Origin of the sequence: Dactylosporangium sp. CS-033363 (assembly GCF_050942475.1) — a bacterium.
Taxonomy (GTDB): Bacteria; Actinomycetota; Actinomycetes; order Mycobacteriales; family Micromonosporaceae; genus Dactylosporangium.
Genome location: NZ_CP192032.1, coordinates 2,162,150 through 2,175,499, shown reverse-complemented (window position 1 = coordinate 2,175,499; position 13,350 = coordinate 2,162,150). Strand labels below are relative to the sequence as shown.

The 13,350-nt window shown below is 70.6% G+C and carries 13 protein-coding genes; 5 read left to right on the top strand and 8 right to left on the bottom strand.

Annotation, left to right across the window (positions count from 1 at the left end):
• Positions 1-88: 88 nt before the first annotated feature.
• Complete coding sequence (locus tag ACQPZ4_RS10020) at positions 89-295, bottom strand: hypothetical protein (protein ID WP_433058163.1); 207 nt, start codon at positions 293-295, stop codon at positions 89-91.
• 150 nt (positions 296-445) lie between these two features.
• On the opposite strand from ACQPZ4_RS10020, the gene ACQPZ4_RS10015 reads away from it, so the two are divergent.
• Genes ACQPZ4_RS10015 through ACQPZ4_RS10005 form a run of 3 tightly spaced genes read left to right on the top strand, consistent with a single transcriptional unit; the run spans position 446 to position 2,889 of the window.
• Positions 446-1,414, top strand: coding sequence for an LLM class F420-dependent oxidoreductase (locus tag ACQPZ4_RS10015; protein ID WP_433066428.1), 969 nt, complete (start codon positions 446-448; stop codon positions 1,412-1,414).
• A 49-nt stretch (positions 1,415-1,463) separates the two neighbouring features.
• Positions 1,464-2,252: an SDR family oxidoreductase gene (locus tag ACQPZ4_RS10010; protein ID WP_433058161.1), complete on the top strand. Its 789-nt coding sequence runs from the start codon at positions 1,464-1,466 to the stop codon at positions 2,250-2,252.
• 1 nt (position 2,253) lies between these two features.
• A complete protein-coding gene (locus ACQPZ4_RS10005) occupies positions 2,254-2,889 on the top strand; it encodes a nucleoside/nucleotide kinase family protein (RefSeq protein ID WP_433058159.1) in 636 nt (211 codons plus the stop codon).
• Positions 2,890-3,044: 155 nt separating this feature from the next.
• Here ACQPZ4_RS10005 and ACQPZ4_RS10000 read toward each other — a convergent pair whose 3' ends face one another.
• The 4 genes from ACQPZ4_RS10000 to ACQPZ4_RS09985 all read right to left on the bottom strand — a co-directional run bounded on the left by ACQPZ4_RS10000 (position 3,045) and on the right by ACQPZ4_RS09985 (position 6,926).
• Positions 3,045-3,884 carry an amidohydrolase family protein gene (locus ACQPZ4_RS10000; RefSeq protein ID WP_433058157.1) on the bottom strand — a complete coding sequence of 280 codons (840 nt, stop codon included), beginning with the start codon at positions 3,882-3,884 and terminating at the stop codon, positions 3,045-3,047.
• Positions 3,885-4,191: 307 nt separating this feature from the next.
• Positions 4,192-4,785, bottom strand: a complete 594-nt coding sequence (locus tag ACQPZ4_RS09995) for a permease-like cell division protein FtsX (protein WP_433058155.1) — start codon at positions 4,783-4,785, stop codon at positions 4,192-4,194.
• On the bottom strand, positions 4,778-5,323 hold the full coding sequence (locus ACQPZ4_RS09990; RefSeq protein ID WP_433058153.1) for an RNA polymerase sigma factor: 546 nt from the start codon (positions 5,321-5,323) through the stop codon (positions 4,778-4,780). Before ACQPZ4_RS09990 ends, ACQPZ4_RS09995 begins: the two co-directional genes overlap by 8 nt.
• Before the next feature lie 391 nt (positions 5,324-5,714).
• Positions 5,715-6,926 carry an alginate lyase family protein gene (locus ACQPZ4_RS09985; RefSeq protein ID WP_433058151.1) on the bottom strand — a complete coding sequence of 404 codons (1,212 nt, stop codon included), beginning with the start codon at positions 6,924-6,926 and terminating at the stop codon, positions 5,715-5,717.
• Positions 6,927-7,137: 211 nt separating this feature from the next.
• Here ACQPZ4_RS09985 and ACQPZ4_RS09980 point away from each other — a divergent pair, with 211 nt between their 5' ends.
• Positions 7,138-7,719, top strand: a complete 582-nt coding sequence (locus ACQPZ4_RS09980) for a hypothetical protein (protein WP_433058149.1) — start codon at positions 7,138-7,140, stop codon at positions 7,717-7,719.
• 509 nt (positions 7,720-8,228) lie between these two features.
• Here ACQPZ4_RS09980 and ACQPZ4_RS09975 read toward each other — a convergent pair.
• The gene (locus ACQPZ4_RS09975) at positions 8,229-8,339 is read right to left on the bottom strand and encodes an MFS transporter small subunit (protein WP_433058147.1); all 111 of its coding nucleotides are present in this window, start codon (positions 8,337-8,339) and stop codon (positions 8,229-8,231) included.
• The gene (locus ACQPZ4_RS09970; RefSeq protein WP_433066425.1) at positions 8,336-9,721 is read right to left on the bottom strand and encodes an OFA family MFS transporter; all 1,386 of its coding nucleotides are present in this window, start codon (positions 9,719-9,721) and stop codon (positions 8,336-8,338) included. Before ACQPZ4_RS09970 ends, ACQPZ4_RS09975 begins: the two co-directional genes overlap by 4 nt.
• Positions 9,722-9,870: 149 nt before the next feature.
• Between ACQPZ4_RS09970 and ACQPZ4_RS09965 the strand changes: the two genes are divergently transcribed.
• Positions 9,871-11,070, top strand: coding sequence for an NAD(P)/FAD-dependent oxidoreductase (locus ACQPZ4_RS09965; protein WP_433058145.1), 1,200 nt, complete (start codon positions 9,871-9,873; stop codon positions 11,068-11,070).
• A 6-nt stretch (positions 11,071-11,076) separates the two neighbouring features.
• On the opposite strand, the gene ACQPZ4_RS09960 is transcribed toward ACQPZ4_RS09965, so the two are convergent.
• Complete coding sequence (locus ACQPZ4_RS09960; protein WP_433058144.1) at positions 11,077-13,329, bottom strand: S8 family serine peptidase; 2,253 nt, start codon at positions 13,327-13,329, stop codon at positions 11,077-11,079.
• Positions 13,330-13,350 lie beyond the last annotated feature (21 nt).

Genomic DNA, 13,350 nt, shown 5'->3' with positions numbered 1-13,350 from the left:
GGTGCGCGCCAGCGGGCTGATTTTTCTGTGAAATATGACAAACGGCCGCCCCCGGGCGGGGAGCGGCCGTCGCGGAGCGTGAGGGTGATCAGTCGGCGAGCGCGACGATGCCCTGGGCCCAGCGGAAGTACTTGTTCGTGCCCAGGTCACGCACGGTCTTGATGCCGAAGGCGGCCTGCAGCTTCTCGGCGTCGCCGTCGGAAACGCCGGCGATCGCGGTGACGGGGGCGTCGGCGAGCTCCTGCGCGCTCTTGCCTTCCCACTCCTTCATGAGCTTCTTTTCCAGACCAAGCATGTTGTGCTCCTTCTCTCGAATGGAAACCCGCGCCAGGCTACGTCGCGTCCCTACCCACTGCAACGTGAGGGTCCGTAGACGACTGTGCCGTTCTGCTTGCCACATCGGCCGTTTCGCGGAGATGATCGGCTGATGAACAGCCAATGGGGGCTGACGATCCCGTTGACCGGGGTCCCGCTGCCCGATCACGCTGCGTTGCTCGCCGCGCTACCGGATCTCGGGTACTCGGACGTGTGGTCCTCGGAGGTCGCCGGCACCGATGCGTTCACCCCGCTGGCGCTGGCCTCGGCCTGGTCGCCGCGCCTGCGCCTCGGCACCGCGATCGTCCCCGTTTTCACCCGCGGACCCGGCCTGCTCGCCATGCAGGCGGCCACCCTCGCCGAGGCCGCGCCGGGCCGGTTCGCGCTCGGCATCGGCGCCTCGTCGCCCGTCGTGGTCGGCGACTGGAACGCGGTGGAGTTCGACCGCCCGTTCGAACGCAGCCGCGACCTGCTCCGTTTCCTGCGCGCCGCCCTGGCCGGCGAGCTCGTGGACGGGACCTTCGACACGTTCACCGTGCGGCGGTTCCGGTTGGAGCGAGCACCGGCAGTACAACCGAAGCTTCTGTTGGCTGGTCTTCGTGGCCGCATGCTGCGCCTCGCGGCGGCCGAGGCCGACGGTGCGGTCCTCAACTGGCTCTCGGTCGAGGACGTGGCGACCGCCCGGGCCGAGCTGACCGGCGCGCCGGCGGACTTCGAGATCGCGGCGCGGATCTTCGTCTGCCCGACCGACGACGCCGCCGAGGCCCGGGCGACGGCGCGGCGGCTGATCACGGCCTACCTGACGGTGCCCGCGTACGCGGCGTTCCACCGCTGGCTCGGCCGCGGCGACGTGCTCAAGCCGATGTGGGACGCGTGGGCGGCCGGCGATCGCAAGGGCGCGCTGGCCGCGATCCCGGACGAGGTCGTGGACCAGCTGATCGTGCACGGTTCGCCTGCCGCCTGCCGGGAGCACGTGGCGCGGTACGCGGCTGCGGGGGTCACGACGCCGGTGATCGCGCTGCTGCCGACGCGGGAGCTCGTCGCGGGGGGCGCGCCGGTGCTGTTCGAGACGCTGCGCGGCTTGGGAGCGCGGCCGTGATCGCCGTGCCGGTTTTGCTCGAAACGTTGCGAGGATTGGGGATGCGGTCGTGAAGCTGGACGGGAAGGTCGTCGTGATCACCGGGGCGGCCGGCGGCATCGGGGCCGCGCTGGCCCGGCGGTTCGCCGCGGAGAAGACGGCCGCGCTGGTGCTCGCCGACCTCGACGGCGCGGCCGCGTCCGAACTCGCGGCGTCCCTGCCCGGCGAGGCGATCGGCGTCGAGGCCGACGTCACCCACGAGGAGCAGGTCGCCGAGCTGGTCGAGGAGACCCTCGAACGCTACGACCACATCGACCTCTTCTGCGCGAACGCCGGCATCACCACCGGCGCGGGCCTGGAGGCCTCGGCGGACACCTGGGCGCGCACCTGGGGCGTCAACGTGCTGTCCCACGTGTACTCCGCGCGCGCCGTCCTCCCCTCGATGCTCGAACGGGGCTCGGGGTACCTGCTGCACACGTGCTCGGCGGCCGGCCTGCTCACGGCGGTCGGCGACGCCCCGTACGCGGTGACCAAGCACGCCGCGGTCTCCTTCGCGGAGTGGCTCTCCATCACCTACGGCAACCAGGGCGTGAAGGTCAGCGCCCTCTGCCCCCAGGGCGTCGACACCCCGATGCTGCGCGACGGGCTGGCGGAGGGCCACATCGGCGCCAAGGTCACCGCGGCGGGCGGGGCGGTGCTGTCCGCCGAGTCCGTCGCCGAATCGGTCGTGGCCGGGCTCGACACGGAGAAGTTCCTGATCCTGCCGCACCCCGAGGTCGCCAAGTACTACCTGCACCGCGCTACGGATACCGACCGCTGGCTGGCCGGCATGCGCAACCTGCGCGACAACCTGGCCTGAGATGCGACACCCCGACGTGCTCCAACCGGCCCTGGACGTGGTAGTCCCGTACGTCCGCGCTCGCCAGGGCCGCACGGTCGTCGGCATCTGCGGCCCGCCCGCGGCCGGGAAGTCGACGCTGTCCACGGCCTTGTCGGACGCCCTGAACGTCCACGATGGACTGTCCAGTGTGGCGGTGCCGATGGACGGCTTCCACTTGTCCAATGTGGAGCTGGAGCGGCTCGGCCTGGCCGACCGCAAGGGCGCTCCGGAGACGTTCGACGCGGCGGGCTTCGTGCATCTGCTGCGCCGCCTCCGGGCGGGCGAGGATCTGGTGTACGCGCCCGCCTACAGCCGCACCCTCCACGAGTCGATCGGCGGCGTGATCCCGATCGCCGCCGACGTCCGTGTCATCGTGGTGGAGGGCAACTACCTGCTGCTGGACCACGGCCCTTGGGCGTCGGTGCGGGGGTTGGTTGATCTGGTGCTGTACTTGGACGCTCCGGACGCGGTACGCCAGGACTCGCTGGTGCGCCGCCAGTTGGCCAAGGGCCTGGACCTGCCGGATGCTGAGGATTGGGTCTTCCGCAGCGACGAACGCAACGCCGCCGTGATCGCCGGCACCCGAGACCGCGCCGACCTGATCCTCACCCGCTGACGCCCCGCCTCACTCACGGGCGCCAGATTCCCCGATTCCGCGCGCCTCGCCGCAGATTCGCACGACTCCCTGCCGCCCGAGCTCGCGCGGCGTTTTTCTCGGGTTCACGCGGATGGCCGCCCGACCTCGCGCGGCGTTTTCTCGGGTTGGCGTGGTTATGCCGCGGGTTCGATCCCGAACAGCCGCGCGGCGTTGTCCCAGTACACCGCCTGCAGCCACTCCGCCCCGAGTTCCAGCCGTTCCAGCGACTCCAGCTGGTGCTCGTACGGATAGGGGATGTTCGGAAAGTCGCTCCCCAGCAGCACCCGCCCGGCCAGCCCGAGCTTCCTGATCCGCGGCAGCAGCGAGGCGGCCGGCGAACCGAAGAAGTCGGTGAACACCATCGTCGTATCCAGGTACACCTCCCGATGCTCCTCAGCCAGTTCCAGAAAGCCGTCGTACTCCGGCGCGCCCATGTGCGCGACGATCGCCACCAGCCCCGGGTGGCGCCGCAGCACCTCGCCGAACGGTCCCGGGCCGGTGAACCCGTTCGCGACCGGGCCCGATCCGGCGTGCACGACCACCGGCACGCGCGCCTCGGCCAGCCGGCCCCAGACGGGATCGAGGGCTGCCTCCCGCGGGTCGTACCCCCCGACCTGCAGGTGCACCTTGAAGATCCGCGCCCCTCGGGCGAGAACGTCCTCCACGTAGCCGGGCACGCCCGGCTCGGGGAAGAACGTCGCGCTCGGCAGGCACCCCGGCGTGCGCTCGGCGAAGTCCATGGTCCACGTGTTGAGGTCCGCCGCCATCCCTGGCCGATGTGCGTACGCCAGTGCGGAGAAGTGCTGCACCCCGAACTCGCGCAGTGTCTCCACGCGCTCCTCGTCCGACCCGCGGTAGAGGATCGGCCAGGGCCTTCCGACGAGGGGCCCGGCCTCGTCGAAGTACGCCCAGACCTTCCGCATCATCCGCGGCGGCAGAAAGTGCGTGTGCACATCGAACAGCGCTCGCGTCACGGCTCGAAGTCTATGTCCCTCGTTCGCATCGCCCTCCTCGTCTCGTCGGACCCCGGCCGGGTCCGGCCAGTCCGGCTGGTTCCGGCCTGGTCCTCGAACCCCGGCTGGTTCCGGCCTGGTCCTCGAACCCCGGCTGGTTCCGGCCTGGTCTTCGAACCCCGGCTGGTTCCGGCAGACCGACCGGGTTTCGTGGCCCAAACCTAACGAGGGGGTACGACACTTTTTCGCGAACCGGCTCGCCACCAGGGCAGCAGCCGAGCCAGGGCGGTGCCGATGCAGCAGGCGCCGACACCGACACCGCGCCACCTCAGTTGGTCGGCTGCGGCTCCCAGCTCGACGGCGTGCCCGCGGGCTCAACCGGCTTGTCGATCGGCACGCACGAGCACCAGACGCCTCTCGAGTACGGCAGCAAATGCTCCTCCAACGCCGGGAAGTCTCCGGCGCAGCGCAGCGTGAAGTCCCACCCGGCCGGGATCGACATGGGATCGGTCGCCTCCACGAGTTCCGGCGCATCGCTGTACATCACGCGGAAGCGTTCCCAGGCCTCGGTCTCCGACACGTAGGTGTACGACGTGATGTAGGGCGAGCCCGCGATCGCCGCGCGAAGCTGCTCCTTCTGCACGTCCGTCGCCCCGTCCGGCAGGAACGTGCGCCCCTGAGCCGGCAGGCAGGCCGGAGCGGCCGGCCCCAACCCCGTCACCGGGCCGCCGATGAGCCAAATCGCGCCGACGGCGGCGAGGAGCGTCGCGGTACCGGCGGAAAGGCCCGCGAGACGACGACGCCGTGCGGCGGCCGGAATCCCCGCGGCACCGGGCGGTCGCAGCGCGGACTGTGCGCCGTCGCCCAGCTCGCCGAGGGCGGCGCGAAGGCGATCATCAAGGTGCTCGTCGAACTCAGGCATGATCGTCCCCCTCGTCGTCGGTCAGGTGTTTGGCCAGGGCGAGCCGCGCCCGGTACAGCCAGGTCCGCACGGCCCCCTCGCGCACGCGGCAGAGCTCCGCGATCTCGGCGACGGGCAGGCCGGCCAGGTAGAAGAGCACGACGGCCCGCCGCTGGTCAGGCGGGAGCGTCGCGAGGGCGCGTTCGAGCGCCACGCGTTCGGGCCCCGGACCGGCCACGACCGGTTCGGCCCGCTGCCCCCGCCAGTGCCGCAGCGCAACCCGGGCGCGGCGAATGCGGCTCGTGGCGAGGTTCCAGGCGACGCGGCGCACCCAGGCGGCCGGGTCCTCGTACCGCGCGATGCGGCCCCAGCGCACCCAGGCCCGCACGAAGGCCTCCTGCGTGACCTCCTGAGCCTCCTCGGCGCTCCCAAGGTACACCGCGAGCTGCCCCGCGATCGGCGCGAACGAGGCGGTGTAACACTCCGCGAAATCGGGCGGCATGCCCCTCCCGGCGACGGCCGACGGCGGAACACCGTCGAGCGTGTGGATCGTCGTCATACCATCTACACGCCCGACGGCGCCCGGGTGTCACACCGTTCGGGCCGGGTTGTTCACACGCGCCGGCGTCTCCTGCGCCACAAACAGGCCGCGGTTGCCGACGGCCACGACCGCCGGCGTCACACCGCTCGGACCGCGTTGTTCGCCTGCGCCGCCATCTTCGGCGCCACAAACGGCCCGCTCTCGCCGACGGCTACGACCACACGGCCGACGGCGTCACACCCGCTCAGACCGCACTGTGCGCCTGCGCCGACGGCTTTGCCGCCACGAACGGGCCGCGGTTGCCGACGGCCACACGACCGCCTGGTGTCGCACCCGCTCAGGCCCGGTTCGTTCGGCGCGACAAGGCTGCCGGCGGCCGCGACTGCACGGCCGCCGGGGGTCACAGCGCTCAGGCCGGGTTGTCCGCGTGCGTCAGCGTCTCCCACGCCACGAACAGGTTGTTGCTACCGGCCGGCCGCGACTGCTCGGTCAGCCGCTGCGTGTTCGTCATCGCGATGCCCATCCGATTGTGCAGCGCGTTGAAGGCGACCTCGGTCACCGGCCCCAGCCCGAGGTTCAGCTTGCCGCCGCAGAGCCATCCCGGCACATTTTCCCCCAGTTGGTACTTGCTGTGGAACCCGAGCGCATGACGTAGACGATCGGCGATTTCCGGGTACGTGTCCTGCCCCTGGATGCGTGTCGTCTCCGCGATGTGCGAGATCGCGGAAATGCCGTATCCGGTATGCGTGAAGTCGCGGCACGTCTCCTGCGCGATGCCGTCGGCGAAGGTGGCCTGCCCCTGCCAGTACCCGATGATCTCCGACTTCGTGTCGATGGATCCGATGCCCTTGGGATATGCGCCGTCCGTGGCGAGATAAATGTACGCGGGCACCCGGGCGCGGAATTTCGCCATCGCCTTGTCCCAGCTCGCCCGGTCCTCGAGGAACACCGAGATCCCGATCGCGGCCTCCAGCATGGACAGTTCCCAATTGCCGTTGCTGCTGCTACCGCCGATCACCTTCGGCAGATACACGGTGCGCAACATGGTCGCGAACCGCGCTTGATTCGGCCAATTCCCATAGGTGTACCGGATGATCTCCGCCGCCCGCGGCCAGGACGAGCCCGCCCAACCCGTCTGCAGCGGGGCATTGCTGTTCGTATGGTCCTTGATCGTCGTCGACCACGCGTCCATGATCGCGATCGCCTTGGCCGCGTACCGGCTGTCCCGCGTCACGAACCACGCGAGCGACAACGTATAGGCGGCGATCGCGTCCTCGCGCTCGTCGGTGCAGCCGTTGTTCGGATTCGAGTACGACCCGCACTCGACCGTCGCCCGCGGCTTCGGCGTGCGCGTCAGCGAGGCGTACTTCGAGCCCATCATCTGGTCGTACGCCGCCTTCCAGGGCTGCGCGCCGGCCTGCACCTTCCCGCGCATGAAGTCGAGCTGCGCCTGGCTGACCAGCACGCCCGGATGCGCGAAGGTCGCCGGGGCAGCGGCGACGGCGGCAACCTGCGGCGCGCGGCCGGACGACGACGATGCGGCGGACGCGTACGTGGCGCCGGCCACCGCTATGGCGACCGCCAGCCCGGCCGCGCCAAGGAGAACGAGCCGTCGTGACATGGAGCCTCCCGGGGGTGTCACATCTGTTAGGCAGTCTGCCTAACGCGCCGCGACCAGCCCCGGGAAGCCAACACATCGAAACTTAAGAGTCCGTTCGGGCGTCGATGAGGTTGTCCGGGAAAAGTGTCGTACCCCGGGTCTAGCGTTTGGGGCATGACGGAGCAGGCATCATGGGTCGGTGACCAACGAGACGCGACGTTCGCTTCATGGATTGGGCGAGCTGGTCCTGGCCGGCCCGCAGTATCGCGCCAGCGGCACCATCCGGCTGCGGATCGTCAACGGCGGGTTCGCCACCGTGGCCGCGCCGGACCTGGGGGTGACCGCGACTGAGCTCGTGCTCGGCCCGGGGCGGTGCGTGCCCCTGGCCGGCCGCACGCTCGGCGAGCTGGCGTCCGTCGCGGGCGTCGAGATCGGCGCGCCCACGGGCCTGTACCCGGACGGGTCCGGGGCGACCGCCGACGACCGCGTGGTGCTGGACGACGCCGAGGAGATCCTGGCCGCGTTCGTCCAGGGCGATGCCGCGCTGCGCTCGCTGAGCGCCGACGTCACCCCGGTGCTCTGGCCGGAGCACTTCGACCTCGGCATCTCGCTCGACGAGGTGAACTTCGGGGTGTCCGCGGGCGACTCGACGATCGACGAACCGTACGCGTACGTCGGCCCCTGGCACCCCCGCACCGGCGACTTCTGGAACGTGCCCTTCGGCGCCGCGCACCCGGTCCGGGAGCTGCCCGACCTGCTGTCGTTCTTCGAGGAGGGCCGCCGCCTGGCCGCCGACGCACCGAAAGCCGACTGAGCCCAGCGAGCAGACGCCCCGAGGGCGAACCGAGCACGAACCAAGCACGGGGAGCACCGGCCCGGCAGCCGACGCCCCGAGCGCCAACGAGCGCAGAGACCAGCAACGAGCAGCCGAGAGCATCGGCCCGGCAGCCGATGGCTCCGAGCGCCGATCGGCACGTGCCGGCGATCCAAAGGGCGCGCCCGCAGATCGGAGCGCGGGCCGACGAACCAAAGGTGCGCGCCCACGGACCGAAGCGCGGACCGCCGAACCGAAGCGCGCGTCCGCAGATCGGAGAGCGGGCCGCCGAACCGAAGCGCGCGCCCCCGCACCGAGGCTCGAGTCGGCGAACCGAAGCGCAGGCCCGCGAAGCGGAGCGCCGGCCGCCGAACCGAAGCGCGCGCCCCCGCACCGAGGCCCGAGTCGGCGAACCGAAGCTCGGGCCCGCGAAGCGAGCGGAAAGGTCGCCGGCGCCCCGGGGAATCGGTTGGGCGGTGGGGCGCCGGCGGAGTGCGGCGAAAGAGCTGTCAGTTGAAGAGTTTGGCGGCGGTGATGATGGTTTCGATGACGCCGTAGCCCAGCAGGACGGCCACCAGCGCCCAGCTCACCAGCAGGCGCACCGAGTGGGAGTTGTTCATGACGCCACCTTCTCGGGTTCTGGGGCCTGTTCGTGGTAGCGCTGGGGGACCGGGCGGATCAGGAGGTTCGCGATGAAGCCCACCGCCAGTACGCCGACCATGGTGAAGAGGGCGGGCTGGTAGGCGGACGCGGTCAGGGTGCCCGGCTTGCCCTGGGCATCGAGGAAGCCGTTCACGATCAGGGGACCGGCCACGCCGGCGGCGGACCAGGCGGTCAGGAGGCGGCCGTGGATGGCGCCGACCTGGTACGTGCCGAAGAGGTCGCGCAGGTAGGCGGGGACCGTGGCGAAGCCGCCGCCGTAGAAGGAGAGGATGAAGCCGGCCAGGAGGACGAACAGGGCCGTGGCGGTGTGCCCGACCGAGGCCAGCAGGGCGTAGAGGATCATGCCGACGCCCAGGTAGAGCATGTAGATGGGCTTGCGGCCGATCGCGTCGGAGGTGGCTGACCAGGCGAAGCGGCCGGCCATGTTGAACAGGGAGAGGACGCCTACGAAGCCGGCCGCGGCGGCGACGCTGACGGTGGAGGCGCCGTTGTCGCGGAAGAAGTCCTGGATCATCGGGCTGGCCTGTTCCAGGATGCCGATGCCGGCGGTGACGTTGCAGAACAGCACGATCCACAGCAGCCAGAAGGACCGGGTCCGCAGGGCGTTGGCGGCGCTCACGTTCGCGGTGGTGACCAGGGGCTTCTCGCGGATCGAGGCGGGGTCGAAGCCCGCCGGGCGCCAGCCCTCGCGGGGTACGCGCACGTTGAAGACGCCGAACATCATGATGAGGAAGTAGCCGATGCCCAGCGTGACGAAGAGCAGGACCAGGGCGGAGCCGCCGGCCACGGACTTGGCGTCGGCCGGGTCGTAGCCGGCGTCGTAGAGGGACAGGAGCTGGCGGGACAGCGGGCTGGCGATCAGTGCGCCGCCGCCGAAGCCCATGATGGCCAGGCCGGTGGCGAGGCCGGGGCGGTCCGGGAACCACTTGATCAGGGTGGAGACCGGCGAGATGTACCCGATTCCCAGGCCGATGCCGCCCAGGACGCCGTAGCCGAGGTACACCAGCCACAGCTGTTTGGTGCTGATCCCGAGCGCGGCCACCAGGAAGCCCGCGCCCCAGAAACACGCCGAGACGAACATGGCCTTGCGCGGCCCGTTGCGCTCGACCCAGGTGCCGCCGACCGCGGCCGACAGCCCGAGCATCACGATCGCGATGCTGAAGATGATGCCGATCGCGGTCTGGCTGACGCCGAAGTGGGCGATGAGCGAGTTCTTGTAGACGCTCGTGGCGTACGCCTGACCGATGCACAGGTGCACGGAGAGCGCCGCCGGCGGGATGAGCCAGCGGCTGTAACCCTCCGGGGCCACCGTGTGCCTGGAGTCCAGAGCCGATAACAGTGACATCGGACACCTCCTTTGGCAGAGCCACAGTCTAGATCGCAGACGGTCTATCTCGCAGCGCAGCTTTCCGCTGATCAGAAAGATGGGCGCAGCAATGACAAGGAGCTGTGATCCAAAGTTGGCCATGCGTGAGGAACAATTGCCCGGTGGATCGAGTGACCGTCTGGGACGACCGGTGCAGCGCGGACCACCGGGCTCTGCTCGCGCCCGGCCGCCCGCAGGACCTGGACCGCAGCCCCGACGTCCTCGTGGTCGGCGGCGGCGCGATCGGCCTGGCCGCGGCGGTGTTCGCCCGGCGGGCGGGGCTCGGCCGGGTGGTGCTGATCGAGCGCGCCCCGCGCCTGGTCCCGGCCGCCTCCTCGGGCAACGGCGGCGCGATCGCCCCGGACATGCACGAGCGCACCGACACCCCGCAGTTCGTGGCGTTCGGTCGCAGGAGCCGGCAGCTGTACCGCGAACTCGACGACGAATGGCACCACGCCATCGGCACCTGGCCGACCCGCTGGCTGGACATCCGCCCGCTGGAGTCGATCGCCAAGGAGACGGAAAAAGCCAAGGAGACGGACAAAGCCAAGGAGACCGACAAAGCCAAGGAGACCGGAAAAGTACTGAACCAGGACGAGCTGCGCGCCCTGGAACCGGACGTCCGCCTGCCCGACGGCGCCGCCGCGCTGATGGTCGAGCACCAACTGGGCGTCGATCCGGTGCGACTGGCCGCGGCGCTCGCGCAACGGGCCGGGCAGGTCGTCACCGGCGTCGCGATGATCGGCGTCTCGGTGCGCGGCGGCCGCGTCACGACCGTCCACACCACCGCCGGCGATCTCACCCCCGGCGCGCTGATCGTGGCGACCGGCCTGGTCCCGCCGCCGTGGCACCAGGGCGTGCCGCAGCGCTGGATCAAGGGTCACATGCTCGCCCTCGCCCCCGGCCCGTGGCGGCTCGGCAGCGTCCTGGCCGGCCCCTACGGCGGCGGCACCCCGCTCCCGGGCGGCGGCATCGTCTGCGGCGGCACCTTCGACGAGGGCGACACCAGCTCAGAGGTCCGGCCCGAGGTCAGCGACCCGATGGCCAAGGACCTGGCCACCCTGCTCCCGGCTGCTGCCGAGGCCACGATCACCCACCGATGGTGCTGCTTCAGACCGCAGGTCGAAAGGCGCACCCCGGTCGTGGACCGGCTCCCCGGCGTGTCCAACGCCTGGTTCGCCGGCGGCCACTTCACCACCGGGATCATGATGGCCCCGGCCACCGGCGCCGCCCTGGCGGACTGGGTGGGTTCGGGAAGCGCGCCCGAAGGCGTCGCGACCTTCACCCTCCCCCAGCCGCCGTATCCAGGCCTGACCCTCTAGCAGAGATCAGGGCGTCAGATCGATGAAGTCCGACCAGCCGCTCGCGTAGTACCGGTAGTACGCGTGCCCGTCGCCCTGCAACGTGTACGCCTCGGTGTCGCCGAACCGCGGGTTGTACAGCACCGACGGACTCCCGGCCGTGTTCCCGCCCAGGTCGTTCCAGCCCGACCAGCCGCGGAAGTAGTACAGGTACTGCAGCTCGTTGCCGGGCGTGTGGACGTACACCTCCGTGGTCTTGGAGGCCATGTTGTAGATCACCGCCGGGTCCTGGTCCACGCTGCCGCCGAGCCCGGTCCAGCCGGACCAGCCGTTGTAGTAGTACACGTAGGCCAGCTGGTTGCCCGCGGTGCGCGTGTAGACCTCGGTGGTACCGACTGAAGGGTTGTAGAGCACCGCCGGCGTGCCCTGCACGGTCCCGCCGAGGGTGATCCAGTCCTTCCAGCCGTTGAACCAGTACCGGTACGCGAGCCCGTTGCCGGTCGCCGCGTACGACTCGGTGGTGCCGTACTTCGGGTTGTAGAGCACCGCGGGGTCGCTGGTGAGCGTCCCGCCGAGGTCGTTCCAGCCCGACCAGCCCTTGGCGTAGTAGATGTAGGCGAGCGCGTTCGCGGACGTCCGGGCGTACACCTCGGTGGTCTTGAACTTGGGGTTGTAGATCACCGCGGGGTTGCCGGCGAGGTCGCCGCCGAGGTCGATCCACTGCGACCAGCCGTTGGCGTAGTAGCGGTACCCGAGATGGTTGTTCGACAGCCGCGCATAGACCTCGGTCGTGCCGTAGTTCGGGTTGTAGAGCACCGCCGGGTCGCCCTGGAGGTTGCCGCCGAGGTCGCCCCAGTCCGACCAGTCGCCGGCCCAGTACGCGTAGATCAGGTGGTTGCTCGTGTTCGAGCGCGCATAGACCTCGGTCGTGCCGAAGCGCGGGTTGTAGAGGTTCTGCGGCTTGCCGACCGGGCGCGGCGGGTCGGCCTGGCGGACGAAGAGCAGCCGGTTCGGCGAGCTGGCCCGGGCGTACACGGGATAGGACGACATGTCGAGCACGTTGACCGACGAGCCCTGCACGAGCGCGTTGCGGACCTGCGCCGGGCTGTAGTCCTGGTGCGCCTGGAGGATCAGCGCGGCCGCCCCGGCGACGTGCGGCGAGGCCATCGAGGTGCCGTCGAGCTGTTTGGTGGCCGCGTCGGTGGTGATCCAGTCCGAGGTGATGCCGACGCCCGGCGCGTAGAGGTCCACGCAGGGGCCGTAGTCGGACCAGGGCGCCGGCCGGTCGTCGAGGTCCGTCGCGCCGACGATGATCGCCTCGCCGACGTTGCCCGGCGAGTTGTTGCACGCGTTGGTCGGGTTGCCGTCGGCGTCGCCGTTGCCGGCCGCGGCGGACCAGGTCACCCCGGATGCGATGGAGCTCTGCAGGGCCTGGGTGAGCGAGACGGTCGGCTCGTCGGAGCCGAGGCTCATGTTGGCCACGGCCGGTTGCTGCGCGTACGTGGTGATCCAGTCGATGCCGCCGAGCACCTCGTCCAGCCAGCCGTTGCCGTCGCAGTCGAGCGAGCGCACGGCCACCAGCGAGATCTGCTTGGCCACGCCGTAGCTGGTGCCGCCGATGGTGCCGGCCACGTGGGTGCCGTGGCCGTCGCAGTCGTTGGCGTTGGCCGGGTCGTTGCTGTTGTTGACGTTGGCCGGGGTCGGCGAAGGGTGCAGGTCCCGGTCGACGAAGTTGTGCCCGTAGGTGGCCCGGCCGCCGAAGTCGTTGTGGCTGATCCGGATGCCGGAGTCCAGCACGTACGCGGTGACGGCCGGGGCCGAGTTCGGGTACGTGTACGAGCTGTCGAGCGAGTACGGGTGGCTGTCGATGCGGTCCAGCCCCCACGGCGGCGAGGACTGGGTGGCGTCCTTGTGCAGCAGGATGTTGCGCTCGACGCTGTCCACGTTCGACTGGGCCGCGATCCGCTTGGCGTCGGCGTCGCTGATGTCGTCGATGCTGAACCCGAGAACCGCCCGGCTGTACTGGGCGCCGACGTCCCCGCCGTACTGATCGGCGATGTCCTCCGCCGCCTCCGCGACCGCCGCCTTGGCCTGCCCGGCGCTCTGCGCGCCCGCGGGCTTCTTCAGCGTCACCACGTAGCCGCTGGACACCGCCGTCGCGTCCGCGTTGAACAGGATCCCCATGGGCGGAGCGGCGTTCACCGGCGCCCCCGGGCCGAGCGCGGCGACCACCGCGACAGCCAGGGGGCCGAGGCGGCGCCGTGATCCGATGCCGATCATCAGCCATCACCTTTGGTCATC